This window comes from Pseudomonadota bacterium, from assembly GCA_039028155.1.
In the GTDB taxonomy this organism is placed as follows: Bacteria; Pseudomonadota; Alphaproteobacteria; order SP197; family SP197; genus JANQGO01.
Genome location: JBCCIS010000060.1, coordinates 1 through 25250 on the forward strand (window position 1 = coordinate 1; position 25250 = coordinate 25250).

The following is a 25250-nucleotide window of genomic DNA, read 5'->3' on the forward strand; positions in this document are numbered from 1 at the left end:
AGGCCTGACATCATCGTGACAAACAAAGAAAGAACATGGCCGTCCCGGCAGTCAACAGACCTATCCTTGCGGGAGCAGCGTACCCGCTCTGCAACGCAACGCTGAATCCGGCGACTCGCGGCTTTAGGCGGGCATCACCAGAGCGTCGAGCGCGACGGCCCCCTCCTCGCGCACCAGGAGCGGATTGACGTCGAGCTCCCGCAGGAGATCGCCGAGATCCGCGGCGAGCACCGAGAGCCGCACGACCGCTTCGACCGCGGCCTCGACATCCAGCGGCGGGCCGCCGCGCACGCCGTCGAGCAATTTGCGCACGGCAAGGCCGTCGATCACCCGTCGCACCTCCCAGGCGGGCGCCGGCGCGACAAGCGCGGCGACATCGCCCATGACCTCAACCAGCACGCCGCCGGCGCCGACCAGCACCATGGGCCCGAACTGCGGATCGATGGTGACGCCCAGCACCAGCTCGACGCCGCCGGTCACCATGGGCTCGACCAGCACGCGCGGTCCCAGGCGTTCGGCGAGGTCGTCATAGGCCGCGCGCAAGGCGATGACGTCGGGTACGTTGAGCACGACGCCGCCGACATCGCTCTTGTGGTGGATCTCAGGCATTGCCGTCTTCATCACGACGGGGAAGCCGAAGGTGTTGGCCGCCTCCTCCGCCTCGTGTTTGGTCGTGGCGATACGACTTTGCGGCACACCGATGCCATAGTCGGCGAGCAGCGCCAGGCCATCGGCTTCATCGAACGGCTCGCCGGTCGCCAGACGCTGCCGCCAGCGATCCTTGACCGCCACATCGACCGGCGCCGGCATGTCGCGGGGCCTCTCGCGCCAGTCGCGCAGGTGAAAGGCATGGCGCACCGCCTTCAGTGCCGCGACGGTGCCGTCCAGCACCGGCAGCCCCTCGGCCGTCAATTCGACCGCGATCGTGTGATGATTGACCGCGCTGTAGTTTGTCGCCAGCGCGACCGGCTTGGTCGTGTTGTTGCGCACCGCCATGCACGCGGCGGCACAAGCCGGGCTGTACCAGTTGTCCTGGTTGAGATCGAGAAAGAAGACGCCGAGAGCAGTCTGCGGATCGTCGACCAGCGCCTGGAAACAGTCGCGCAGCATGCCGTCGAAATCGTGACCGGTGCCGAACGCGTCGCAGGGATTTTCCGGCGCCAGGCCGAAATCGAGACGTTCGGCAAGCCGCGCGACGGTCTGTTCGTTGATCTGGGCGAAGGGCACGCCGAGGTCCTCGGCCAGGTCCACGATCAGTTCTCGCTCGCCGCCGGATTCATGGATCGTGGCGAGGTCGCCGGGACCGGTCGGGCGGTCCACGTTCATCATCAGCATCGAGGCCGCGAGCTCGTCGAGGGTGTCGACGCGGAGCAGGCCATAGCGGCGGAAGACCGCATCATGGGCCATGTCGTCGCCGGCGAGCGCACCGGAATGGCTGACCGCCATCTTCGCCGCCTTCTCGGTCCGGCCCGCCTTGACCGCGACCACCGGCACGCCGCGCCGTTCCGCTTTTTCGAGCGCGGCGATGAAGCCAGCGGGATCGCGGATCGTCTCCAGGAACATGCCGATGACCTTTGTCGACTCAAGCTCGAGCACGTAGTCCATATAGTCGGCGGCACTCACCGTCAGTTCGCGCCCACACGACACCGCGAGGTTGAGATCCAGACGCGGGTTGTTGTTGGTGAAGGCGCCGAACACGGAACCGGACTGCGACAGGAACGTCATGGAGCCGGGCTCGCGGTCGCTGAACGGGTACGAGTTGATACGGATACCGGCCTCGTAGTTGCAGAAACCCATGGAGTTGCCGCCGGAGATCGGCAGGTTGGCCTCGCGCGCCATGGCCGTCAGACGCTCGGCCAGGGGAATCTCGGCGTCCTCGTCGATCACGCAGCTTGCGAAGACCGATGCCGCCCGTGCACCGCTCTTGATCGCTAGTGCGAGCTGTTCCTCGATCCGCTCGTCGCCCACCGCGAGGACGGCAAGATCCACCGGCTCCGGCAGGTCCGTCAGGTAGGGATGGCAAGCGACGCCATCGACCTCCTCGCGACGCGGGTTTACGGGATACACTGGGCCATCGAAACCCAACGCGTTCAGCGTCGTCATGATCGTCGACACCGTGCGCGATGCGCCGGCAAGGGCGACGGAGCGCGGCGTCAACAGCGGCGTCAACCAATGATCGATACGTTTCAACGGAGGCCTTCTAGGAACAACAGACTGGCCAGAACGCTAGGTGGCAAGGTCCTGCCGATCAAGGACGAGTTTGGTTTGGTCAAGTCGACGCGACTGCCTCAGCCGTCTGGATCAAGGCATCGCCCGGCCGCCGGACGCGTCGACCAGGGTGCCGGTGACATAGGCGGCTTCGTCCGACAGCAGCCACAGAACGGGATCGCTGATCTCGCGCACCGTGCCCAGCCGCCCCATGGGCATGGTCTGAACCACCTGTTCGATCCATTCGGGTTCGATCTCGCGGATCGCCTCGATCATGTCGGTCTCGGTGACGCCCGGCCGCACCGCGTTGACCCGAATACCAAAGGCGCCAGCCTCCATGGCGAGCGATGTCGTGATCCGGTCGACCGCCGCTTTCGACGCGGCATAGTCGATGAAGGCGTTGACACCGCCGGAACGCGCCGCCGCCGAGGAGATGTTGACGATAGAGCCGCCTTCGCCGCCATGTTTGGTCGACATGCGCCTGACCGCCTCCTGGCAGCAATAGAAAAGGCCGAACACGTTCACTTCAAACGTGCGCACGAGATCTTCCGGTTTGGTGTCCTCAAGCATGTCCTGTGTTGCGCCAACGCCGGCGTTGTTGACGAGAGCGTGCAGCGTGCCAAGTTCCTCGTCGATGGTCTTGAACAACCGCTCGACCTCACCGACGTCGGAAACATCGGCTTGAATGGCAACCGCCTTTCCGCCGCCATCGACAATCGCTCGAACGACCTCGTCGGCTTTGGCCTGGTTTGACGTGTAGTTGACTGCGACCGCGTAACCGCGCTCGGCCGCCCTCAGGGCAACATCGCGTCCAATGCCGCGACTGGCGCCCGTCACCAGAAGATTCCGTGTCATCAACACCTCCCGCTCGCTTATGGCTGATCGCCGTCGTCGGAACTCAGACGCTGGATTTCCTCATCCGGAATGTCGTCGAACGAGGCGTAGTTCATCCGGTAGAGCCTGCTGTAGAGACCGCCCATCGCCATCAACTCATCATGGCTACCGGTCTCGATGATTGCGCCGTCCTGCAGCACGATAATCCGATCAGCGCCGCGAATCGTGGCAAGCCGGTGGGCGATGACCATGGCGGTACGGCCCTTGAGCAGGCGGGCGAGCGCGCGCTGGATCTCCAGCTCCGTATAGCTGTCGACATTGGCGGTCGCTTCGTCCAACACCAGGATGCGGGCATCGGCGACAAGCGCGCGAGCGAAGCTGAGCAACTGGCGTTGGCCCAGCGACAGGTTGACGCCGTGCTGCTCTAACTGCGTGTCGTAGCCATCGTCGAGCCGCATGATGAAGTCGTGGGCGCCGACCGCCTTGGCTGCCGCGATCACATCGTCGCGGGTCGCCTCTTCCTTGGCGTAGCGAATGTTCTCGAAGATCGAACCGGAGAACAGGAAAGGTTCCTGCAACACCATGGCGACCTGGCGGCCGAGCGAATCCTGCGTGACATCGCGCACGTCGTGGCCGCCGACCACGACCTCGCCCTGCCAGACATCGTAGAAGCGGTGGACGAGCGCCGTGATGCTGGTCTTGCCTGAACCGGTCGGACCGACAAGGGCCACGGTCTCGCCGGGCTCGACCCGGAACGAGATATCGCGCAAGACCGGCTGATCCTTCACATAACCGAAGGTCACGTCGCGGAACTCGATGGAACCGTCGATTTCCTTAAGTTCCAGCGCGTCGGGTTTGTCATCGACGTCGACGGGCACATCCAGAACCTCGAACAGGCGCTGCCCCGCCGCCATGGCGCGCTGCATGATGCCGTACTGGATGGTCAGCGAGCGGATCGGATCGAAGAATCGCTGCACGTAGAACAGGAAAGCCACCATGGTGCCGACATCCAGATCGGCGCCTAGCACCATGTCGCCGCCGATCACCACGACCACCACCATGGCCAGACCCGTCAAAGTGTCGACGATCGGGATCATCACGTTGGCGAACTTCGACGCCCTAAGGTGGCTCTTCAGGTTGTCGGTCGCCTTTTCGTCGAACAGCGCGAAGTTGACATCTTCGCGGCTTAATTCCTGTACCGCGCGAATGCCGTGCACGTTTTCGGCGAGCGCGCCGTTGACGGTGCTGCTGGTCTCGCGCGCCGCCAGAAACGCGCGCCGCGCATAGGGCAGCCAGACGACGCGTACCAGAAACAGCAACGGCACGACCGAAAGCGTCAACGCGCCCAGATGCAGATCGAGGCTGAGCAGCACGACGATGATGCCGAGCAACAGGACGATGTCGCCGATGGCGAAGATCGAGGACTCTAGAAACTCCTGAAGCGCATAGACATCGCCCTGCAGGCGCGACATCAGGCGGCCGACCTCCGTACGGTCCATGAAGGATAGCGAAACGACTTGAAGATGCGCATACATCGCGCGCCGCAAGTCGAACAGCAGGTGCTCTGCGATCTTGCCGACCACCGCTTCCTGCACATGGTTGACGATGTAGTTCAGCGTGATGAAGCCGGCGAATACAGCCACCGCCACGTGCAGCATATGGGCCGCCTCGTCGGCCAGGAGCACGTCATCGATGACCGCGCGGATGATCAGCGGGATCGCAAGCTGGGTCAGGGTAAAGGCCAGAACACAGGCGATGCCGATATAGACACTTCGACGATAGGGCTTCACGAACTCGGCCAGGCGCGTGATCACCCAGCGGTCGAAGACGCGGCCGAAGAGCTCCTCGTCATAGGAGATCTGCGAGCCAACAACCGCGAACCGTGGGCGATCCTTGTCCAGCTGCGAGGCGGCCCGGCCGACGCTCATGCCCCCTCCTCCCCGTCGCGTTCACGCAGCGGCCGGGCATCGGCTGGCTGGGCCTGTAGATCATAGAGTTCTCGGTAGCGACCGTTCCGAGCCATCAGCTCGTCATGACTGCCGCGCTCGACAATGCGGCCGGCATCGAGGAACAGGATTTCGTCGGCATGCATCAACGAGCTCAAGCGGTGCGCGATAATGATGACCGCACGCTCCCTGACGAGGTCCTTCATGGCAGCGCGGATGCGCTGTTCGGTCGCCGCGTCGACCGCCGCGGTCGAATCGTCAAACACAAGGACGCTGCTGTCCGGCAAAATGCCGCGCGCGATCGACAAGCGCTGGCGCTGTCCGCCGGATAGCGACACACCGCGCTCGCCGACCAACGTGCCGTAGCCGGTCGGCAGTTGGCGTACATAGTTGTGCAGCTGCGCGGCGGCGGCCGAATGTTCGATGCTGCTGCGTCCGGCCCACGGATCGCCATAGGCGACGTTGTGGTCCAGGCTGGCGGTGAACAGGAAGGGTTCCTGCTGCACGATATTGACGGCTTCACGCAGAGACTTGAGCGTGATGTCACGGATGTCCTGGCCGTCGATGGTGATGCGCCCACCTGTGACGTCGTAGTAGCGCCCGATCAGGTGCGCGATCGTCGACTTGCCGCTGCCCGGCGGTCCGACGAGGCCGATCGTCTTGCCCGGGCGCGCTTCCAGGTTGATGCCGGTCAAGGTGCGTTCGTCACGAGCGAGTGCCGGATACTGGAAGTCGACGTTCTCGAACTTCAGGACACCGTCGGTGATCACCAGGCCCTTCGCGCCGGGCTTGTCGGCGATCGAAGGTTCGAGATCCAGCACATTGAACAGGCGCCCGCCGCAGGTCGAGGCGCGCGCGATCGAGTTGATCATCCAGCCGATCTGGCGCACCGGCATCTGCAGGATCGACATGAAGGCCAGGAACTCGGCGAACTGGCCGATGGTGATCTCGCCGTCGATCGCCTTCTGGCCGCCGATCCACAGCACCAGTCCCATGGCGATGAAGTAGATGAATGTCATCTGGGTCGCGTTGCGCACGAAGAGGCGGACCCGCTCGCGCGCGATCGCCATGGCGCTGTTCGAGATGACGTCGAAACGCGCGAGTTCGTACGCCTGGGCGGCAAAGGCGCGCACCACACGGATACCACCAAGGTTCTCTTCCATGACCTTGGTCAGGATCGATAGTTCGTCCTGAAGACGGAGCCAGGCGCTTCTGAGCTTGATACGCGCGATCGAGGCGCGCACGCCGACCACCGGCACGAAACTGAGCGCGACCAGGGCCAATACCAGGTCGATCTGGATCAGAATGATCGCGCCGCCGGCAATCAGCACGGTCAGCAGGATCATGCGCAGGATGCCGGTATCGACCCACAGCCGCACGCCCTCGATATCCAGGATGCCGCGGGTCATCAGATCGCCGCTGTGCACCCGGTCGTGCCAGGAAAGACTGAGTTCCTGAAGCTTGCGGTAATAGGCCATACGCAGGGCGTAACCGATCAGCTGGCCGACCGCCTCACCGTGGTAGTTCTGAATCATCGTGAACACGCCGCGCAAAATGCTGACGCCGAGCAACAGCATTGCCGTCTGGAACAAGGCGGCCTTGGCAAAATCCCGGCTGCTTGTATCGTCGGCTCCCGCGAGCAGGCTGTTCGCCTGATCGACCGCCTCGCCCAGATACTGCGGCACGAACAGCATAAAAAGCCCGGCCAGGACGGTAGCCGTCATCGCGAGCGCCATGCGCCAGGGATGACGGAACGCCATCGCCGTGATGCGCATGAGAACGCGGGCGTCCAGATTGGACACCTCGGTGCGATATCGGGCGTCGGTTTCGGTATCGAGACGCGGGGTGCGGCTCGATCCACCGACGCCGGTTTGAGCCGTCGTCATGGTCACCTGTCGCCGCGGCCGGAATCGGCGCGGTGGCGTGTCTGGAGTTTTGGGACTGGCGTTATCCTAGACCGCTTGGCCGCGATACGCCATGCCCCAGCGATCCGTATCCCAACGTTTTGTGGGGATTTACGTCGTTTCGGACGCGCATTGGCGTGTTACCGGCGTTTGGGGCAGGATAGCAGCGCCGGATGCAAAGACGACGCATGGAGCATCACGATGGCGAAGGGGCCTCAGCAACAGTTACCCATCCAGGCCTATACCGACCCCGGCTGGTTCGCCGCCGAGCAGGCGGATCTATTCGGCCACGTCTGGAACTTCGTCTGCTTTGCCAGCGATCTACCGGACGCCGGCGACTATCGCTGCTTGATGGCCGGGCGCTATCCCCTGGTCGTGCTGCGTGATCGCGACGGGACGCTGCGCGCCTTCCACAACCTCTGTCGCCATCGCGGTTCTCGCCTGCTCGACGAGAGCGGCAACGCCGGCAAGGCGATCCGCTGCTTCTATCACAACTGGACCTATGATCTGGGCGGCCGGCTGATCGCGGTACCCCAGGAAAAGGAACAGTTTCCCGGACTGGACAAGGCAAGCCTCGGCCTCAAGCCCGCGGCCATTGCGGTTTGGCGTAACTTGGTCTTTGTCCACCCGGATTCTGGTGCCGAACCGTTCCATTCGTGGCTGTCTGGATTCGGCGATCGCGTCGGCCCACATCCGATCGAGGGACTCGTCGAAGTCAGTGACGTGCGTTACCGCTGCGACGCCAACTGGAAGATCATCATCGAGAACTTCATCGACGGTTATCACTTTTTCTACCTGCATCCGAAATCGCTGGGTGACGGGGATTTCACGAAGCAGCATTGGTGGCCGGCGGGCCGGCACTGGATGTTTCACCGTCCGCTCAAACCTGGCGTCACACACGATGACGAGATGCTGCCGGTCATCGACGGCGTGGACAGCGCCTATGGCGCCGGCGCCTACGTCCTGTTCCCCAACTTGGCGCTCTACGAGACGGCGACGTCGTGGTCGACCTTCCACGTCACGCCTGTCGCGCCTGATCGATCGCTGATCGATATCCGTCTGCTGGCTGAACCTTCGGCCGTTGAACGGTTCGCCAACCAAACGATTCCTGACGAAGATCTGCCGGACTGTGTGGTCAGCGCCAAGGGATTGCTGAGCTTCCACATGCCGAGCGACAAGGAGCGGCATCCTCTGGAAACCGACAACGTCATGCTTGAAGACATCTATGCGTGCGAGGCCGTCCAGGCCGGCATGGGGTCGCCGGCCTATGAGATCGGCGCGCTCTCGGATTTTGAAGACGCGCTGCCGTTCTTCCAGCGCCAGGTCATGGACTACGTGCCCTCAGCCTGAGCGCGGCAGAGCAAGACGCAAATGACGCGGAAAACGTGCACCATCGAACGTCACCTGCAAGACCATCTGCACGACCCCTCAAGCAGCTTCAGCATCGGCTCGTTCGGGGCGATCGCTGAGTTCCACCGCGATACCGATGAGACCCTGTGTATCGACGATGCCGAGAACCTGACGATCGGCACGCGGCGCGGGGCCATGCGCATCGACCTCTGCGACGATATCGTGCCGGTCGCCTATGAAGCACTCAGCCGACGCCGCGAGCGCTGGCAGCAAGGCGTCGTCTTCTGCCTGCCCCGGCGTACGGCGACGTCACGGCAACGAACGGTATTGACCGAGCTTGGTCCGGACCGTCAGGCAATCCGTGCGGCCGACCGTGACGCCATCTTGTTCGATACCGGTCTCGATGCACGCAATGTCGACTTCTGCATCCGGACCAGCGATCCGGACCTGCTATCGCGTCTTCGCCAGTTCGCCGGTCGGTCCATCCTCGATCCCGACAGTGGCGCCATGGGTACCATCATCGCCGCTGATCCCCACCGCATTGCCATCTCGCGACTCGGCCGGATCGAGGTCTATCAGGGCATCGGCCGCGACAAGACGCCGGAGGGGCCGCACACGCACGTGCTGCCGAGATTTCTCAAGAGCCGTCGCACCCATTCCGCCAACATCCCCGTACCAGCCGGTCACCTGCCGTGTTTGAGCCTCTACCCCGCCAACCCGCTGATGACTGCGTTGGGCAGAGGGACGCCCTTCGATGCCCAGAAGTTCGACGCGTTCGAAGACCTCATCAAAGCGTGGGGCTCAGAAGCGTATCGTGCGGAGAAATCACGGGTGCGGGCGGCCATGGACGACGGCATGGACCCTGAGCGCTACGCCAGGCCGGAAACCAGGCTTGGCCGCACCGCGCTTCGCATCACGGTGCGACAGGCCCGCCAAACCAGGCCCAATGACCCGATCGTCAGCACATGGTGTGATCAATTTGACCGAACGCGCGACTAGACCAACGCGTCGGTGTTGCGCATCGGCTTGACCGAGGCCAGCGGGTTCGGATTGAGCCACTTTCGCAAGGACCGCCGTGCGCGTTGGGTGCCGACCAGCTCTAGCCGGTCCTCCTCGACCGCCCGGGAGATCGGCAGGTCGCCGCGCATCACGTAGATCATGTCCGCAAGGCTGCACGTGACAAAGAGGTCGATGTCGAAACCTGGATCCTCAAGGCACAGCTCGCAGCCCTCGGGCCTGTTGACGAACCACCAATGGCGCTTGCTCGCCAGCTGATCGTTGAGCTCCAGCTTGACGACACTGGGTGTGTGCCCAAAGGCATCGGTGCAGGCGCGCCGCTCCAGCGCCCAGATCAGGAGGCCGAGGTCGACCTCACCATCGGCAAGCTGGCGTCTGGACCAGCGGCGTCCCCACAATCCAAGAGCCTCGACCATGGGTACAAACTCCATGCCCGCTTCAGTCAGGTGGTAGGTTGCGCCACGTCCCTGCTGTTTCGGCCGCCGCTCGATAACGCCTTCGGCCTCCAGGTCCTTGAGGCGGCGCGACAGGAGCGTCGGCGACATCAAGGGCACGCCGCGCTTCAGCTCCGAAAAACGCGTCGCCCCGGCCGCAAGATCGCGGACGATCAAAGGTGTCCATCGCTCACAGAACAGTTCGGCCGCCTTGGCAACCGGACAAAACTGACCATAGCTTTTCATGATGCACCCATCACGCCGTCGGGAGACCTGAGCACTATGCGTTAGCTACATTTTGTGGACTAGCCTTATCTGTCACAGGGCAGTAACACGGCACTTCTTCATACGGGGCAGCGAGACCATGGAAGCACAAGATCAAGGCCAGGTTACGGCGAGCGCAGCCGACATCTACGAAACTTTCTTCGTCCCGGCGTTGTTCGGCGAATGGGCACCACGCATCGCCGACACCGCGCGCCTCTCACCGGGTGACGATGTTTTGGACATTGCCTGCGGCACTGGCGTATTGGCCCGCGAGGCCCTGGCACGAGTCGGACCGGAGGGTTCTGTCACCGGGCTCGACCGAAATGCCGACATGTTGGCCGTCGCGAGACGCACGACGCCAGACATCACCTGGTGCGAGGGCATGGCCGAAGACCTTCCGTTTGACGACGGGTCGTTCGACGCGGTTGCCAGCCAATTCGGTCTGATGTTCTTTGACGACCAAGTCGCGTCGCTGAAGGAAATGCACCGTGTGTTGCGGCCCGGCGGCCGCCTCGTCGTCGCGGTCTGGGACAGCCTGGAGCGCTCGCCTGGCTATCGGGCGGTCGCCGCACTGCTTCAGCGGCTTTTTGGAACGTCCATCGCCGATGCCATGCGGGCACCCTTTACGCTAGGCGAAACTGCGGACGTGTGTCAGCTGTTCGACAAGGCCGGCATCGCAGAGGTGTCAGTGGAGACCGTGACCGGCACGGCCAATTTCACCTCGATCGATGCTTGGGTGCACACCGATATCAAGGGATGGACCCTGGCTGACCTGATCGATGACGAACAATACGCGCTCCTGGAGGCCGAAGCAGGCAAGGACCTAGCCCCGTTTACCGACGCGGACGGACGTGTTTCGTTTGCTTCGCCGGCACATCTTCTGAGCGCCGCAAAGACCTAGGTCGGAGCCGCGTTACGCTGCAAGCAACACGTCGTCACTAAGAAAGGTGGTGGCGCCCGCGACATAGGTCGCGGCAATGCGCGGCAGCGTAATGTCCCGATCGTCGACCAGCACAACATCGGCGCGCTTTCCGTCAGCCAGCACACCACGATCCGTCAGACCGGCCGCATGGGCGGCATTCGCGGCGATCAGGGCCCACGCGTCGGGTAGCGTCAGGCTACCTTCGCGAACCAGGCGGAAGGCGGCCTGTAACTGAGCGGGATAGTAATAGTCCGAAGCCAGGACGTCACAGAGACCCTGCACCACCAGATCAGCAGCGCCGACGGCAGAGCGTTGGCTGCCGCCACGCACCACATTAGGCGCGCCCATGACAACATCATCGCCAGCTTGGCGCGCGGCACGCGCGGTATCCTCGGTCTCCGGGAACTCAGCAACCAGGCAGCCCAACGCGCGATATGAAGCGCGGGTCTCAGGATCGGGATCATCGTGCGATAACATGGCGATACCGTGCGAACGGGCATGCTCGGCCAAGTTCGCGGTCATCGCCGGCACCTCATCGGCCCGCGCAACGACTCGCTCAACCAGATCCGTGAACTCCGGTACATCCAGGCCGGTGCGATGGGCGTAATCGGCGACCTTCTTGGGTACGTCGACCTGCGCGGCAATCTCCTGCGCGTGGTCGTTGAAGGCCAGGATGCCGACTCGATTCGCATCCAGCCATTCAGTGACGTCGGCGGCGCCGTCCAGATTGAAGGTCTCAAAACGCAGATGAAACTGGTTGTCCGCGCCCAGGCGGGATTGCATGGACTCCAGCGCATCTAGAAGCGCGACACAGTTGTCACGGCCGCGAAGACCGGGTTCCCACGAATAGGTCACGCCATGGAAAGCCGTCGTGATGCCGTTCGCGACGAGCTGGCGGTCGGTATCGGCGAGCGCCAGGCGCATGTCGAAGTGAACGCCCGGCCGCGGCATGATCTGGCGCTCAAATGCATCGCCGTGAATGTCGATGATACCCGGCGCCAGCAGAAAGCCGTCGCCACGAACGGCGCGTTTTGCGTCGTGGCCGTCGCAGTCGACCACAAGACAACCGTCCCGCACGCCAAGGGCGCCGACCTCGGGTTCGCCCGTCTCACGAAGCAGACGAGCGCCATCGATACGTAGATCCAACATTCATCATCCCCCGGTTTGGCTTTCGTCTAGACGAATTTCGTGACAGCACCATGACGAAACGACGGCTTTGCTGACTCGTTGTGACGTCACAAAGCCTTTGTAACCGTGTCATCGTTCTGTCGCCAGATTCATCTAGACAAATTTTTTGCGACTTCCCGGTCGCGTCCTTCCTCTTTGGCACGGAGACCATCGCCATGACACGTTGGATCACCCGATTGGCCGCTGCGGCCGCGCTGGCGTCATTCGCCACCGCCGCTCAAGCAGCCGACACCATTCGTTTGGCCGTCACAGATATCGTCGGCCTTGAAATGCTCCAGACGGAGTTCGGTGCCTTCCGCGACACGCTCGCCGAGGCGACCGGCTATGAGATCGAGTTCCTGCCGGTCAACAGCCGCACCGCGGCCGTCGAGGCGCTTAACGCGGAAAAGGTCGATTTCGTTCTGACCGGCCCGGCGGAGTATGTGGTTATCACCAAGCGCACAAACGCGACGCCGGTGGTTGGCTTCTCACGGCCCGACTACTTCTCCGGCATCATCGTCATGGCCGATAGCGACTACAACGTCCCGGCCGATCTGACAGGTGAAAAGGTGGCGTTTGGTGATGTCGGCTCGACGTCCAACCACCTGGCCCCGGCGCAGGTGCTCGCCGATTACGGCATCATGCTCGACGACGTCGAGGTCGTTCACACCAGCCGCAACATCGCCTGGGAATCGCTCAAGCGCGGCGATATCGCGGCTGTCGGCATGAACTACGGCAAGTTCCTCGGCATCCGCGCTGGCGAGGCCGACTTCGAGCCCGGCGCGTTCAAGGTTATCGGCCGCGGACCCGACCTGCCCAACGACCTGCTGGTTGCCGGCGCTCATGTCGATCCCGCCGCCATCGAAACCATGCGCACGGCGTTTGTCGAGAACTCAGATGACCTGGTGGCCGCGATCCTGACCGGCGAAGACAATCAAAAATACGCCGGTATGAAGTTCATCGCTGAGGTCGACGATGGCGACTACGACTACGTCCGCGCCGCCTACGCGACAATCGGCTATCCAGAATACGCGGACTTCGTGGGCAACTGATGGCCCTTGTTGCCCTCAACGAGGACACACCATCGACGGTGGACCCGGTCGACCCGGCCGGGTCCACCCCTGTTGTTTCCAGCGATCTGGTCATAGAGGGCCTCAGCAAACGCTTTGGCGCCGGCGACACGATCCTGGACGGGCTTGACCTTCAGGTGCCGCGCGGCCAGGCACTCGCCATCATCGGCGCGAATGGCGCCGGCAAGTCAACCTTGCTGCGCTGCTGCCTACGGCTGATCGAGCCGGATGGCGGCAGGGTCAATCTTCTGTCCCATGACACAACGCGCGCGCGGGCGCGCGACCTCAAACGCATCCGAAGCCTGGTTGGCTTCGTGTTTCAACGCCACAATCTGGTGCCGCGCCTGACGTCATTGACCAATGTGCTGCACGGGTCGCTGGGGCGCGGCGGTGGTTTACGCTGTTGGCATCAGGCCTTGGCGCCGGCCGACAGGCGTCGCGAGGCCTTTGCCTGCCTGGACCGAGTTGGTTTGCAACACGTTGCCCTGCAGCGCGCCGATCAGCTCTCCGGCGGTCAGTCCCAACGCGTCGCGATCGCACGCATGTTGATGCAGCGCCCTGAACTGGTCATGGCCGACGAACCGGTGGCAAGTCTGGACCCAATCGCCGGCGAAGAGGTTATGGCGCTTTTGACGGAGCTGATGCGAAGCCAGGGTCTGACCCTCGTCTTCACCACCCATAACCTGCGTCATGCCGTCGATTATGCGGACAGAATTGTCGGCCTGCGCCGTGGCAAGGTCGAACTGGACTGTCCGGCCCAGGGCCAGCGCGCCCAAGACCTGGAAGAGATCTATGGCTGACGGCATGAGCGAGGCGCCGCGCACCCAGCAGGCGATGCCCAGCCGGTTTGGCCGTCCCAATCCGATAGCCTTCGTTCTGATCGTCCTGGTTGCCGCGTTCGTCTTGGTTTCGATGGACGATGTCGGTCTATCCATGAGCGAGCTGGTCGACGGCGTTCCCGGCATGGTCCGCATGTTCATGAGCATGATGCCGCCGGATCTTTCGCGCATCGGATCGATCGGCTGGTCGCTCCTGGAAACATTTCAGATGGCAGTCGTCGGTACGGTTCTGGGCGTCGCGCTGAGCGTGCCCCTCGCCATCCTTGCCTCACGCCGCCAGACGCCGAACAAGGTCGTCTATCTGGCCGTGCGCAGCCTGATCTCGCTGTTCAGGACGGTACCCGACCTGGTCTGGGCGCTGTTCTTCGTTATCGCCGTCGGCCTGGGCCCGTTTGCCGGAACCCTGGCGATCATGATCGACACCATCGGTTTTTGCGGGCGCTTCTTCGCCGAGGCAATGGAGGAGGTCGACGACGGCCCGCAAGAGGCACTGCGCGGTATTGGCGCCAACCGCAGCAGCACGGTGTTTTGCGCGGTCTTGCCGGCCGCCATGCCGTCTTTTGTCAACACCTCCCTGTTCAGCCTGGAAAAGGCGACACGGTCGTCGGTGGTGCTGGGTCTGGTCGGCGCCGGCGGTATCGGCATCGAACTCAAGGTCGCCATGGACATGTTCGCCTACGGACAGGCCGCGACCATTATCCTCAGCATCTTCATCCTGGTCCTGATCGTCGAGCAGCTAAGCGCCTGGTTGCGCCGAAAAATCATGTAATCGATTGTGTCCTGGAAGGTATAGAGTTATATAGACGTCTAGATGAATTTGGCATCACGAGAATGACCATGACAACGGATATGACCGAAGCGCAAGCCGATCGGCGATACTGGATGAGCGTCCTTGCCAAGGCCGACAGCCGCGAGCTTTCGGTTGCCTGGGACAGGTTGGACGAACCCCCGGAACACGATTGGATTCGCCGGCCCGAAACCGGCATGACCATGGTCCGCGGCCGGGCCGGTGGATCCGGCGAACCTTTCAACCTGGGCGAGATGACGGTGACCCGATGTGCGGTCAACGTCGGCGACGGGATCATGGGCGTCGCCTATGTCCGCGGACGCGATCACCGGCATTGCGAACTGGCCGCGCTGTTCGACGCCTTGATGCAGGATCCCCGGCGTCACGACGAGATCGACAAATCGGTCATTCGGCCTCTGGCACGGGCCCAGGATGAACGAAAACGGGAAGCGCGCAACAAGACGGCAGCGACCAGGGTCGACTTCTTCACCATGGCGACGGGGCGCGACGGTTCATGATCGGCAATGATACACAAGCACCGTGGCCCGCTTTCGCCGACCCCGTCTTTGATGCGCAGCGAGCGTTCCGCGGCCTGCTGGACGCGATGGCGCGCCCCGGCACGATCGTGCCGCTGACTGTCGAGCTTGATGCGCCGCCACCTCTTTCGATCGCCGCGACCGCGGTCGCGCTGACCTTGTTCGATCACGAAACGCCGCTGTGGCTGGACAATCACGCGGCCGGCAGCGACGTGCTTTCGTTTCTTGGCTTTCACTGCGGCTGCCCGATCGCCAAGGATCCGGCTGACGCTGCCTTCGCCGTCATCGCTGAACCGGCCGCCATGCCGGCGCTGGATCGTTTCGCGATCGGCAGCGACACCTATCCCGATAGTTCGACAACGATCGTGATCGACCTGCCCTCACTCGATGAGGGGCCGGTCGTCGGACTGAGCGGCCCTGGCATTGACGGACGCGCGACCGTGGCGCCGGTCGGCCTGCCCGCCAAGTTCTGGGACTGGACGGCCATGAACCGGGCACTCTTCCCGCTCGGCGTCGACGTCATCCTGACCAACCGGGATGCCGTCACCTGTCTGCCCCGCACCACCAAGACCGAGGTCACCGCATGTACGTAGCCGTCAAAGGCGGCGAGACCGCCATCAGCAACGCGCACAACCTGCTGGCCGACGAACGGCGGGGTGACCGCGAGATTCCGGAGGTCAGCGTCGACCAAATCGCCAGCCAGCTTGGCCACGCGGTCGATCGGGTGATGACCGAAGGTTCGCTCTATGACCGCGAACTCGCCGCCCTGGCGATCAAGCAAGCCCAGGGCGACCTCGTTGAAGCAATTTTTCTGCTGCGCGCCTACCGCACGACCTTGCCGCGCTTCGCCGCGACCCAACCGATCGATACGGGCGCCATGGACGTACGCCGCCGTATCTCCGCGACGTTCAAGGACCTGCCCGGCGGTCAGGTTCTGGGACCGACCTATGATTACACCCACCGCCTGTTGGACTTCGATCTGATGGAGACCGACGCGGAACGGCCGACGGCTTATGCCACCTGCAACCACCGGGATGAAGCGATGCCGCGGGTCAGCGACATTCTGGGTCACGAGGGCCTGCTCGAACCCATCGATGCCGGGGCTGAGAACGGCGATGTCGGCGACATCACGCGCGAGCCCATGCGATTTCCGGCCGACCGCGATGTGCGTCTGCAGAACCTGGCGCGTGGCGATGAGGGTTTTCTGTTGGCGCTCGGCTACTCGACCCAGCGCGGCTTCGGCGGCACCCACCCGTTCGCCGGCGAAATCCGCATGGGCGAGGTGGCGGTCGAACTGACGCCCGACGAGCTCGACTTCCCGATCGACATCGGCGAGGTCACGGTTACCGAATGCGAGCTGGTCAACCAGTTCCATGGCGATGAAGAACACCTGCCGCAGTTCACGCGCGGCTATGGCCTGTCGTTTGGCCAGGCGGAACGAAAGTCGATGGCGATGGCGCTGGTTGATCGCGCGCTGCGCGCCGAAGAGCTGGGCGAGGAGATCGGTTACCCCGCGCAGAATCAGGAATTCGTGCTGTATCACGCTGACAACGTGGAGGCTTCCGGCTTCGTTCAGCACTTGAAGCTGCCCCACTATGTAGACTTTCAGTCGGAGTTGGAGTTGGTGCGCCGGTTGCGCCGCGAACGCGCTGAGGCCAACGCGGCGCCAGTGAACAACCAGGAGCAGGAGGCCGCGGAATGAACCACGTCAGTCCCGCGCCCGTCACCGATGGCGCCTATAACTTCGGTTACTTGGACGAACAGACAAAACGGATGATTCGCCGCGGCCTCCTGAAAGCCGTCGCCATTCCCGGCTATCAGGTGCCGTTCGGCAGCCGCGAAATGCCCCTTCCCTATGGCTGGGGCACCGGCGGCATTCAGGTAACCGCCAGCATCGTCGGCCCTGACGATACGTTAAAGGTTATCGATCAGGGTGCTGATGACACGACGAACGCCGTCAGCATCCGCCGCTTCTTTGCCCGCGTCGCCGGGATCGAGACGACGGAAGAGACCGACAAGGCAAGTATCATCCAGACCCGCCACCGAATACCGGAGATGACGCTGAGAGACGATCAGATCATTGTCTACCAGGTGCCGATCCCCGAACCTTTGCGGCCGCTCGAGCCACGCGAGACCGAATGCCGGAAGATGCATGCATGGTCGGAATACGGCGTGATGCATGTCAGGCTCTATGAAGAAGTCGCGCGTTGGGGTGAGATCGCGATCAGCTACGACTATCCGGTCATGGTTGATGGCCGCTATCTGATGGCGCCCTCGCCCATCCCGAAGTTCGATAACCCGAAGATGCAACGTATGCCGGCGCTCCAGCTGTTCGGCGCGGGTCGGGAGAAACGGCTCTACGCGATCCCGCCCTATACCGACGTCAAGAGTCTCGATTTCGAGGATCACCAGTTCCAGGTGCAGCGCTGGGACGATGTGTGTGGCCTGTGCGGCGCAAAGCACAGCTTCCTGGATGAAGTCATCCTGGACGACAAAGGCGGGCGCATGTTCGTTTGCTCCGACAGCGACTATTGCCGGCGCCGCCGAGAGGAAGGCCATGTCGGTCCCTACGCAGACCGGGCGCCGGAGGCCGCGCTATGAACGGCACATCAGACAGCGCGCCACTCTTAACCGTCGAACGTCTCAGTCATTACTTTGGCCGGATCACCGCATGCAAGGACGTCAGCTTTCACCTCTATCCCGGCGAAGTGCTGGGGGTCGTCGGCGAGTCAGGCTCCGGCAAGACGACGCTGCTCAATTGCCTGGCTGGCCGGCTGCCGCCAACCGCGGGTCATGTCCGCTACGACCTGCGCGATCGGGGTTTGGCCGACGTCTACACGCTCTCGGAGCCAGAGCGGCGCATGTTGATGCGCACGGACTGGGGTTTTGTCACCCAGAACCCACGCGATGCGCTGCGCATGTCGATCAGCGCCGGCGGCAATGTCGGCGAACGACTGATGATGAACGGCGCGCGCCACTATGGTGGCATCCGCGACGCCGCGACCGACTGGCTCGATCGCGTCGAGATCGATACCCAGCGGATCGACGACGTGCCCGCGACCTTTTCCGGCGGCATGCAGCAGCGGCTGCAGATCGCCAAGACACTGGTGGTCAAACCGCGCCTGGTCTTCATGGACGAGCCGACCGGCGGCCTCGACGTCTCGGTCCAGGCGCGTCTGCTTGACCTGTTGCGCGGGCTGGTGCGCGACACCGGGGTGTCGGCTGTCATCGTGACCCATGACCTGGCGGTCGCGCGGCTGCTCGCCGATCGTCTGATGGTCATGAAGGATGGCGAAGCTGTCGAGCACGGCTTGACCGACCAGGTACTCGACGATCCCCATCACCCCTATACCCAGTTGCTCGTTTCATCGGTGCTGCAGGCATAAAGGAGACAGCCCATGACGACCATGATCCGTGTAGAGGATCTCTCGAAGACATTTGTCCTTCACCTTCAGGCCGGCACCCACATTCCGGTGCTGAACGACCTGGCTTTCGACATCAAAGCAGGCGAGTGCGTTGCGCTGCACGGCCCCTCTGGCGCCGGCAAGTCCACGCTGCTGCGCTCCCTCTACGGCAACTACCTGCCCGACGGCGGCAAGGTCATGGTGCGCCACCGCGACGCCATGGTCGATCTGGTCACGGCGGAGCCGCGCGAGATCCTGGAGATTCGGCGTGAGACCGTGGGTTATGTCAGCCAGTTCCTGCGCGCCATTCCCCGCGTGTCGAGCCTGGAAATCGTCGCCGAACCAGCGCGTTCCCTTGGCGAAGCGCCGGAACAGGCGCAAGCGCGCGCACGCGGCCTGCTCGACCGACTCAACATTCCCGAAGAGCTGCACGATCTGGCGCCCGCGACATTTTCCGGCGGCGAGCAGCAACGCATCAACATTGCCCGGGGATTTGCGATTGACTATCCGATCCTGCTCCTGGACGAGCCGACCGCGTCACTGGATGCCGATAACCGCGACGCGGTGCTCGGCCTGATTCGCGAAGCCCGTGATCGCGGCGCCGCGATCGTCGGCATCTTTCATGATCGCCACGTTCGTGAGAGTGTTGCGGACCGAGTCTTTGATTTACGTGAACACCGGCCGGCAGCATGAGTCACGATGTCGTCTTAACAAACGCAAGGATAGTGCTGCCCGACCAAATTGTGTCGGGCACAGTTGAGGTCCGTAAAGGCATGATCGCCTCGGTCGACAACAAGCGCGCCAACGGCGCCGCGATCGATCTGGAAGGCGATTTTCTGATTCCAGGCCTGGTCGACCTCCATACCGACAGCCTGGAAGGGCACTTGGAACCGCGCAAGGGCGTCAAATGGAACCCGATCAGCGCGGCGGTTTCCCACGACGCGACGGTGATCGCTGCCGGCATCACGACCGTGTTTGACGCCTTGTGCGTGGGCGACAGCGTGACCCGCCCGGCGCAGAACGAAAGCCTGACCCAGATGATGATGGGCCTGGCCGAGGCGCGCCGGCACGGCCTGTTGCGAGCCGATCACATGGTGCATCTGCGCTGCGAGGTGACCGATCCCGAAGTCGCCAACCTGCTAGAGCCGCGCATTGCCGACCCGCTGGTACGTCTGATCTCGGTCATGGATCATGCGCCGGGACACCGTCAGATGAAGGAAATCGACTACTACCGCAATTCCTGGCTGATCGGCACGCGAGGCATGAGCGAAGAAGCGGCCGACCGTGAGATCGAAGAGATGATGGAACGCTCCAAGACCGTCGCGCCGGGGATGCGCAAGTCGGTCTCGTCCATGGCGCACGACCATGGCCGCGTTGTCGCGAGTCACGATGACGAGACGACCGAGCATGTCACCGAAGCATTGGAACTGGGCATCGAGATCGCCGAGTTCCCGACCACCGAGATCGCGGCACGCACCGCCCACGAAAACGGCATGGCGGTTCTGATGGGCGGCCCGAACCTGGTTCGCGGCGGCTCCCATTTCGGCAACGTCGCGACCGGCGAACTGGCGCGGCTTGGTCTGCTGGACGCCCTGATGTCCGACTACATCATGTCGAGCATGCTGGCCGGCGTATTCCGGTTGACCGGTTCCGATTTTGGCTACGACCTGCCCGCCGCCGTTGCTCTTGCGTCGTCCAAACCAGCCCGCGTGGTCGGCCTGGACGACCGTGGCGAAATCGCGCCTGGTCAGCGCGCGGATTTGGTCCGTGTGCGCGTCGTCGATGACCTTCCCGCCGCCATCACGGTCTGGACCGGCGGACGCCAAGTCTACTAAGAACGTAGTCATTTCATAGAATTAGAATGGCGTTATCGAGACCCGATCGACCGCGCTTGTCCGCCGGTGGATCGAATCAAATCGTGCACATCTCTGTCATGAAGCTCTTAACAAACCGTCACGGCCCTCAACTATAGCTGGCCCCTGACACGGACGCGGCAGCTGATCGAAACGCGGGAAGCGACCGGGCAGCCGACATAACGTGACAGGGGGAGTTTATGGGTTCAAGTGGCAACGGTCGGGCTGCCGACGACGTGATGTCGGCCCTTACCTATACGTCGATCACCAAAGCGTTCGGCAACGTCAAGGCCGTCAACGATGTAACGCTGCAGGTACCGGAAGGCCAGATGCTTGGCATCATCGGCCGCTCTGGCGCCGGCAAGTCGACGCTTCTCAGACTAACCAATCGCCTGGCCGACCCGACCGAGGGCCGTATCACGTTCCGCGACATCGACATCACCGCGCTGCGTGGCGCCAACCTTCTGGCGTGGCGGACTCGTTGCGCGATGATTTTCCAACAGTTCAATCTGGTACCGCGCCTGGATGTCCTGACCAACGTCATGCTGGGCCGCATCAGCAAGCTCGGCACCGTCAGGACCGTCTTTTCCCTGTTCTCCGACGATGACCGCCGGCTGGCGCTGCTCGCGCTGGAGCGCCTCGGCATCGTCGATACCGCTCTGCAGAAAGCCGGCACACTTTCCGGCGGCCAACAGCAGCGGGTCGCCATTGCCCGCGCGCTGGTTCAGGACCCGGAGATCATCCTGGCCGACGAACCCATAGCCTCGCTCGATCCGCTTAATGCCAAGCACGTCATGGAAGCCCTGCGCCGGATCAATCGGGAGGAAGGCATTACCGTCGTCTGTAACCTGCATACGCTGGATACCGCGCGCACCTACTGCAACCGCATTATCGGCATGAGTGCTGGCCGGATCGTCTTTGACGGAACCGCCGACGAACTGACCGTCGAAGCCGCGCGTGAGATCTATGGCGCCGGCAAGGAATTCGACGAAGCCACGACATCGACGTCCCTGCCCCCGGCAAGAGCGGCACGGCCGGGACCAGTTGACCACGAGGAGCCTGCGGCCATTGCGGTTTAGCAGGACCAACAAAAACCTCTTCCACCAAGACCAAGGAGACTATCATGAAGTTCCTGCACACGATTGCGGCCGCAGCGCTCGCCGCTACCGTTGTTACACCGGCATTCGCGCAAGACATCACTGAGTTCCGCATCGGCATTTTGGGCGGTGAGAATCAGAATGACCGCCTGCGCAGCAACGAGTGTCTGCGCATCGCCGTCGAGGAAGAGCTCGGCGTACCCACTGAACTCTTCGCGCCGGCCGACTATGACGGCGTCATCGAAGGCCTGATCGGCGGAAACCTCGACCTCGCCTGGCTCGGCGCGTCCGGCTACGCCAAGGCGTATTTGGAAGATCCCGACTCCGTCACGCCGGTGCTGGTGCCGGTCAATCCGGACGGCACCACGGGTTACTATTCAATCGGCTTCGCACGCATCGACTCCAACATCGATTCGCTGGAAGAGATGGAAGGCAAGGTGTTCGCGTTCGGCGATCCGAACTCGACCTCCGGCTATCTGATCCCGTCAATCGAAATTCCGCAGTCCGGATACTCCATGGAGGACGGTGAATACTTCGACCAGATCGCGTTTTCCGGCGGTCACGAGCAAACGATCATCGGCGTCTTCAACGGCGACTATGACGCCGGGGTATCCTGGGCCGACGGACAGGGCGACTGGGAGCAAGGCTATAACAACGGCGCGTTCCGAAAGGCCGTCGATTCCGGCCTCGTCGACATGACCGAAATGACCGAGATCTGGCGCTCGAAGGAAATTCCCAACGGTCCGGTCGTCGTCCGCACGGAGTTGCCCCAGCACATCAAGGACAAGGTGACCAAGCTGATGGCCGACCTGCCCGAGACAGATCCCGAATGCGCCTATGGCGTGATGGGTGGCGAGATCCAGGACATTATTCCGACCGACCACAGCTTCTATGAGAGCATCGTGGCGGCGCGCGAAAAGAAGATCGGCGGATAACCGTCACGCAACAAGAAAGCCGGGCGATTTTTCGTCCGGCTTTCTTCTTGGCTTCGACCCACCGAGCGCTGCCATGACCACCACCACAGTCGACCAGCTGACGAGCCATATCGCGCACCTGGAACGCAGGCGCCGGATGTATGGCGGTCTCTTCGCCACCATTTTTGTGGTGCTGTTCATCAGCAGTTTCATCGTTGCTGAGGACATGAACTCCGGCAGCTTTATCAATGGACTCGGCCAGTTCTTCGACTACCCCACCGCCGTCGTCGAAGAGAGTTTCGAGGCCGGCAGCGCCTGGTTCGGCTTGCTCGGCAAGAACCTGCCGTCCTTGATCGACACCATCAACATGGCGGCGGTCGCGACGCTCTTCGGCACCTGTTTCGCCGTCATCCTGGCGTTCATCGCGTCAAAAAACCTCAGCCCCTTGCCCATTCTTGTTCCCGTCGCGCGGCGCATGATGGATATCACCCGCGCGTTCCCGGAACTGATTATCGCGCTGTTCCTGATCTTTGTTCTGGGCGCAAGTCCGGTGCCGGCGATGATCGCGATTGCGTTCCACACCTCGGGCGCGCTGGGCAAGCTGTTCTCCGAGGTCAACGAGAACATCGACCACGGGCCGCTCGACGGCCTCACTGCATCGGGCGCCACATGGTTCCAGCGCATGCGCTTCGGCGTGCTGCCCCAGGTGATGCCGAACTATGTCAGCTATGCGCTCCTGCGTTTCGAGATCAATATCCGCGCCTCCGCCATTCTGGGTTTTGTCGGCGCCGGCGGTATCGGTCAGGAACTTAGAAAGGCGATCAGTTGGAGTCAGGGTGCGGAAACCTCGGCACTCTTCGTCCTGCTGTTCTTGACCATCATGACGATCGACCAGATCTCGTCCTATCTGCGTCATCGCCTGGTCGGCCACTCCTTCCTGCGGACGGCGGCTTAGAGACCCGTGGTCGCGACCGCCGACGCCAGCCGGATTGACGGCACCTATGCCAAGGTGATGAGCGCGTCGCGGCGCCAGGCCATCTGGCCGATCGCCATCCTGGTTCTGATCTTCGGTTACCTGACCTATGCCTACATCGAGTTCGACGTCGGCGCCCTGCTCGGCGAGTCGCGGCTGGAGCGCGGCGTCATCCTGGCGACCGATTCCTACGCCTACAAAGTCCACGTCGAGCGCGACTTCGTCGACGGCGAGACCGAGTTCAGCATCGAAGGTCAACGCAATACCCGCTTCGACGGACCACCCGAGTGGGTCACTCTCGACGCTAACGACGACCTGGATATCGACCTGGGCGATGGCTACCGCATCACCGTGTCCGGACGCACCACCACGTTCTTCAGCCCCGACTGGCCGCCCATCGTGGCGGAATCCAATGGCGAAGGCGTCACGGTCGAGGGCCCGATCCCCGAGTGGGCGCGGGTCTCGGAGAAGAAGTTCGAGGCGCGGCCGGAACTGTTCAAGCGCGTCCAGGTGCTGCGCAACAGTGTCGAGGTGCACCGTTACTTCGTCGGCTGGGAGAACTTCTGGTTCGAATTCTCATCGCCACTTCACGGCATATCGGGGGCGCAGTTGTGGAACATGGCGCTGCACGAACCGCGCATCGATCCCGAGCGGCCGAACGTCGCCTACATCGCCAACGAGTTCTGGAACAACTCCGAATGGCAGCATGGCGACGTCTTCATCGCGCTGATTGAGACCGTCATCATGGCCTTCTTGGGCACCGCACTTGCCGCGATGTTCGGCCTGCCGCTCGCCTTCCTGGCGGCCAAGAACTTCAACCCGTTCGCCATCGGCCGCTTCGCGCTCAGGCGCCTGTTCGATTTCCTGCGCGGCATTGATAGCCTGATCTGGTCGCTGGTCTTCATCCGAGCGTTCGGCCTGGGTCCGCTTTCAGGCATCATGGCAATCTTCTTCACCGACACCGGCACGCTCGGCAAACTCTTTTCCGAAGCGATCGAGAACATCGACAACAAGCAGGTTGAAGGCGTGCAATCGACTGGCGCACGGCCGGTACAACGCTACCGTTTCGGCGTCATCCCGCAGATCCTGCCGGTCTTCATATCTCAGTCGCTCTACTACCTGGAATCGAACACGCGTTCGGCGACGGTCATCGGCGCGCTGGGTGCTGGCGGCATCGGCCTGAAACTTGTCGAGACACTGCGAACCGGGCGCGACTGGGAAAACACGCTCTACATCATCACGCTGACAGTCATCGTCGTCTTCGCGATGGACATCTTCTCGGGCTGGCTGCGCCGCCGGTTGATCTAGGGCGCGTACTCATAAACGAGCGAGCGCCGATGACCGCTTTCGGCGGAACCTCCGAAGGCGACCAACCGACCGCTTAGGTCAGCAATGCGGACGAGGTGACCAAGAACGGCCGCTAATTTCGTCCATTGAGCGATAGTCCCCATGCTGACGATTTGTGCCAAGAGCGGACATTGCTCAGAAGCTTCGTTCGTTGGTCGCGGGGAGACCTGCGTAATTCTCTGCAAGCATAGGCTATGCCAGCATCTCCTGCGGAAGCATGCGGTTTTGATGCTGCTGTGAATCACAGATTGGCGCTACTCGCCGGTGCCCACGCACGTTATGCTCTGGACGCGTTCATCAGCCACAACTCTAGTGACAATCAATGAGAGGTGCCGAGACATGCCAATGTACCTGACCCATTTTACCTGCAACTACGAGGCATGG

General features: G+C 62.7%; 23 protein-coding genes. 17 read left to right on the forward strand and 6 right to left on the reverse strand.

Annotated elements, in window-relative coordinates; translation table 11 throughout:
- Positions 1–123 precede the first annotated feature (123 nt).
- From AAF563_21900 to AAF563_21915, 4 genes are all read right to left on the reverse strand, one after another.
- Positions 124–2190 (reverse strand): acetate--CoA ligase family protein, encoded by a 2067-nt coding sequence (locus AAF563_21900; protein MEM7123945.1) that lies wholly within the window; start codon positions 2188–2190, stop codon positions 124–126.
- A gap of 111 nt (positions 2191–2301) precedes the next feature.
- Positions 2302–3063, reverse strand: coding sequence for an SDR family oxidoreductase (locus tag AAF563_21905; protein ID MEM7123946.1), 762 nt, complete (start codon positions 3061–3063; stop codon positions 2302–2304).
- A 17-nt stretch (positions 3064–3080) separates the two neighbouring features.
- The gene (locus AAF563_21910) at positions 3081–4970 is read right to left on the reverse strand and encodes an ABC transporter ATP-binding protein (protein ID MEM7123947.1); all 1890 of its coding nucleotides are present in this window, start codon (positions 4968–4970) and stop codon (positions 3081–3083) included.
- Positions 4967–6874, reverse strand: coding sequence for an ABC transporter ATP-binding protein (locus AAF563_21915; GenBank protein MEM7123948.1), 1908 nt, complete (start codon positions 6872–6874; stop codon positions 4967–4969). Before AAF563_21915 ends, AAF563_21910 begins: the two co-directional genes overlap by 4 nt.
- 219 nt (positions 6875–7093) lie before the next feature.
- On the opposite strand from AAF563_21915, the gene AAF563_21920 reads away from it, so the two are divergent.
- Together AAF563_21920 and AAF563_21925 are read left to right on the forward strand one after the other, a co-directional pair.
- Complete coding sequence (locus AAF563_21920; GenBank protein ID MEM7123949.1) at positions 7094–8242, forward strand: aromatic ring-hydroxylating dioxygenase subunit alpha; 1149 nt, start codon at positions 7094–7096, stop codon at positions 8240–8242.
- A gap of 21 nt (positions 8243–8263) precedes the next feature.
- Positions 8264–9241: a hypothetical protein gene (locus tag AAF563_21925; GenBank protein MEM7123950.1), complete on the forward strand. Its 978-nt coding sequence runs from the start codon at positions 8264–8266 to the stop codon at positions 9239–9241.
- Here AAF563_21925 and AAF563_21930 read toward each other — a convergent pair.
- Positions 9238–9939, reverse strand: coding sequence for a helix-turn-helix domain-containing protein (locus AAF563_21930; GenBank protein ID MEM7123951.1), 702 nt, complete (start codon positions 9937–9939; stop codon positions 9238–9240). The genes AAF563_21925 and AAF563_21930 overlap by 4 nt on opposite strands.
- Positions 9940–10057: 118 nt before the next feature.
- On the opposite strand from AAF563_21930, the gene AAF563_21935 reads away from it, so the two are divergent.
- Positions 10058–10858: a methyltransferase domain-containing protein gene (locus AAF563_21935; protein MEM7123952.1), complete on the forward strand. Its 801-nt coding sequence runs from the start codon at positions 10058–10060 to the stop codon at positions 10856–10858.
- Between the two features lie 12 nt (positions 10859–10870).
- Here the strand turns inward: AAF563_21935 and AAF563_21940 are convergent, their stop codons facing one another.
- Positions 10871–12028, reverse strand: coding sequence for an alpha-D-ribose 1-methylphosphonate 5-triphosphate diphosphatase (locus AAF563_21940; protein MEM7123953.1), 1158 nt, complete (start codon positions 12026–12028; stop codon positions 10871–10873).
- Between the two features lie 194 nt (positions 12029–12222).
- On the opposite strand from AAF563_21940, the gene AAF563_21945 reads away from it, so the two are divergent.
- The 14 genes from AAF563_21945 to phnE (AAF563_22010) all read left to right on the forward strand — a co-directional run bounded on the left by AAF563_21945 (position 12223) and on the right by phnE (AAF563_22010) (position 24827).
- Complete coding sequence (locus AAF563_21945; GenBank protein ID MEM7123954.1) at positions 12223–13098, forward strand: PhnD/SsuA/transferrin family substrate-binding protein; 876 nt, start codon at positions 12223–12225, stop codon at positions 13096–13098.
- Positions 13098–13916 (forward strand): ATP-binding cassette domain-containing protein, encoded by an 819-nt coding sequence (locus tag AAF563_21950; protein ID MEM7123955.1) that lies wholly within the window; start codon positions 13098–13100, stop codon positions 13914–13916. Before AAF563_21945 ends, AAF563_21950 begins: the two co-directional genes overlap by 1 nt.
- Positions 13909–14724: a phosphonate ABC transporter, permease protein PhnE gene (gene phnE, locus AAF563_21955; protein MEM7123956.1), complete on the forward strand. Its 816-nt coding sequence runs from the start codon at positions 13909–13911 to the stop codon at positions 14722–14724. The genes AAF563_21950 and phnE (AAF563_21955) overlap by 8 nt, the downstream gene beginning before the upstream one ends.
- A gap of 68 nt (positions 14725–14792) precedes the next feature.
- Positions 14793–15260, forward strand: coding sequence for a phosphonate C-P lyase system protein PhnG (gene phnG, locus AAF563_21960; protein MEM7123957.1), 468 nt, complete (start codon positions 14793–14795; stop codon positions 15258–15260).
- The gene (phnH, locus tag AAF563_21965) at positions 15257–15871 is read left to right on the forward strand and encodes a phosphonate C-P lyase system protein PhnH (GenBank protein MEM7123958.1); all 615 of its coding nucleotides are present in this window, start codon (positions 15257–15259) and stop codon (positions 15869–15871) included. Before phnG ends, phnH begins: the two co-directional genes overlap by 4 nt.
- Positions 15862–16980 carry a carbon-phosphorus lyase complex subunit PhnI gene (locus tag AAF563_21970; GenBank protein MEM7123959.1) on the forward strand — a complete coding sequence of 373 codons (1119 nt, stop codon included), beginning with the start codon at positions 15862–15864 and terminating at the stop codon, positions 16978–16980. Before phnH ends, AAF563_21970 begins: the two co-directional genes overlap by 10 nt.
- Positions 16977–17879, forward strand: coding sequence for an alpha-D-ribose 1-methylphosphonate 5-phosphate C-P-lyase PhnJ (locus AAF563_21975; GenBank protein MEM7123960.1), 903 nt, complete (start codon positions 16977–16979; stop codon positions 17877–17879). Before AAF563_21970 ends, AAF563_21975 begins: the two co-directional genes overlap by 4 nt.
- The gene (phnK, locus tag AAF563_21980; GenBank protein ID MEM7123961.1) at positions 17876–18664 is read left to right on the forward strand and encodes a phosphonate C-P lyase system protein PhnK; all 789 of its coding nucleotides are present in this window, start codon (positions 17876–17878) and stop codon (positions 18662–18664) included. The genes AAF563_21975 and phnK overlap by 4 nt, the downstream gene beginning before the upstream one ends.
- A 12-nt stretch (positions 18665–18676) precedes the next feature.
- Entirely contained in the window at positions 18677–19375 is a 699-nt protein-coding gene (gene phnL, locus AAF563_21985) for a phosphonate C-P lyase system protein PhnL (protein MEM7123962.1), read from the forward strand.
- Positions 19372–20517 (forward strand): alpha-D-ribose 1-methylphosphonate 5-triphosphate diphosphatase, encoded by a 1146-nt coding sequence (locus AAF563_21990; GenBank protein MEM7123963.1) that lies wholly within the window; start codon positions 19372–19374, stop codon positions 20515–20517. Before phnL ends, AAF563_21990 begins: the two co-directional genes overlap by 4 nt.
- Positions 20518–20774: 257 nt before the next feature.
- Positions 20775–21614, forward strand: coding sequence for a phosphonate ABC transporter ATP-binding protein (gene phnC / locus AAF563_21995; GenBank protein MEM7123964.1), 840 nt, complete (start codon positions 20775–20777; stop codon positions 21612–21614).
- Between the two features lie 44 nt (positions 21615–21658).
- The gene (gene phnD / locus AAF563_22000; GenBank protein MEM7123965.1) at positions 21659–22567 is read left to right on the forward strand and encodes a phosphonate ABC transporter substrate-binding protein; all 909 of its coding nucleotides are present in this window, start codon (positions 21659–21661) and stop codon (positions 22565–22567) included.
- A 73-nt stretch (positions 22568–22640) separates the two neighbouring features.
- Positions 22641–23501 (forward strand): phosphonate ABC transporter, permease protein PhnE, encoded by an 861-nt coding sequence (phnE, locus tag AAF563_22005; protein MEM7123966.1) that lies wholly within the window; start codon positions 22641–22643, stop codon positions 23499–23501.
- 6 nt (positions 23502–23507) lie between these two features.
- Complete coding sequence (gene phnE / locus AAF563_22010; protein MEM7123967.1) at positions 23508–24827, forward strand: phosphonate ABC transporter, permease protein PhnE; 1320 nt, start codon at positions 23508–23510, stop codon at positions 24825–24827.
- The last annotated feature ends 423 nt before the right edge of the window (positions 24828–25250 follow it).

Bases quoted from the DNA above. Each gene is read 5' to 3' on its own strand.
- AAF563_21905 (MEM7123946.1), bottom strand. From the start codon at position 3,063: ATGACACGGAATCTTCTGGTGACGGGCGCCAGTCGCGGCATTGGACGC.
- AAF563_21910 (MEM7123947.1), bottom strand. From the start codon at position 4,970: ATGAGCGTCGGCCGGGCCGCCTCGCAGCTGGACAAGGATCGCCCACGG.
- AAF563_21915 (MEM7123948.1), bottom strand. From the start codon at position 6,874: ATGACGACGGCTCAAACCGGCGTCGGTGGATCGAGCCGCACCCCGCGT.
- AAF563_21920 (MEM7123949.1), top strand. From the start codon at position 7,094: ATGGCGAAGGGGCCTCAGCAACAGTTACCCATCCAGGCCTATACCGAC.
- AAF563_21925 (MEM7123950.1), top strand. From the start codon at position 8,264: ATGACGCGGAAAACGTGCACCATCGAACGTCACCTGCAAGACCATCTG.
- AAF563_21930 (MEM7123951.1), bottom strand. From the start codon at position 9,939: ATGAAAAGCTATGGTCAGTTTTGTCCGGTTGCCAAGGCGGCCGAACTG.
- AAF563_21935 (MEM7123952.1), top strand. From the start codon at position 10,058: ATGGAAGCACAAGATCAAGGCCAGGTTACGGCGAGCGCAGCCGACATC.
- AAF563_21940 (MEM7123953.1), bottom strand. From the start codon at position 12,028: ATGTTGGATCTACGTATCGATGGCGCTCGTCTGCTTCGTGAGACGGGC.
- AAF563_21945 (MEM7123954.1), top strand. From the start codon at position 12,223: ATGACACGTTGGATCACCCGATTGGCCGCTGCGGCCGCGCTGGCGTCA.
- AAF563_21950 (MEM7123955.1), top strand. From the start codon at position 13,098: ATGGCCCTTGTTGCCCTCAACGAGGACACACCATCGACGGTGGACCCG.
- phnE (MEM7123956.1), top strand. From the start codon at position 13,909: ATGGCTGACGGCATGAGCGAGGCGCCGCGCACCCAGCAGGCGATGCCC.
- phnG (MEM7123957.1), top strand. From the start codon at position 14,793: ATGACAACGGATATGACCGAAGCGCAAGCCGATCGGCGATACTGGATG.
- phnH (MEM7123958.1), top strand. From the start codon at position 15,257: ATGATCGGCAATGATACACAAGCACCGTGGCCCGCTTTCGCCGACCCC.
- AAF563_21970 (MEM7123959.1), top strand. From the start codon at position 15,862: ATGTACGTAGCCGTCAAAGGCGGCGAGACCGCCATCAGCAACGCGCAC.
- AAF563_21975 (MEM7123960.1), top strand. From the start codon at position 16,977: ATGAACCACGTCAGTCCCGCGCCCGTCACCGATGGCGCCTATAACTTC.
- phnK (MEM7123961.1), top strand. From the start codon at position 17,876: ATGAACGGCACATCAGACAGCGCGCCACTCTTAACCGTCGAACGTCTC.
- phnL (MEM7123962.1), top strand. From the start codon at position 18,677: ATGACGACCATGATCCGTGTAGAGGATCTCTCGAAGACATTTGTCCTT.
- AAF563_21990 (MEM7123963.1), top strand. From the start codon at position 19,372: ATGAGTCACGATGTCGTCTTAACAAACGCAAGGATAGTGCTGCCCGAC.
- phnC (MEM7123964.1), top strand. From the start codon at position 20,775: ATGTCGGCCCTTACCTATACGTCGATCACCAAAGCGTTCGGCAACGTC.
- phnD (MEM7123965.1), top strand. From the start codon at position 21,659: ATGAAGTTCCTGCACACGATTGCGGCCGCAGCGCTCGCCGCTACCGTT.
- phnE (MEM7123966.1), top strand. From the start codon at position 22,641: ATGACCACCACCACAGTCGACCAGCTGACGAGCCATATCGCGCACCTG.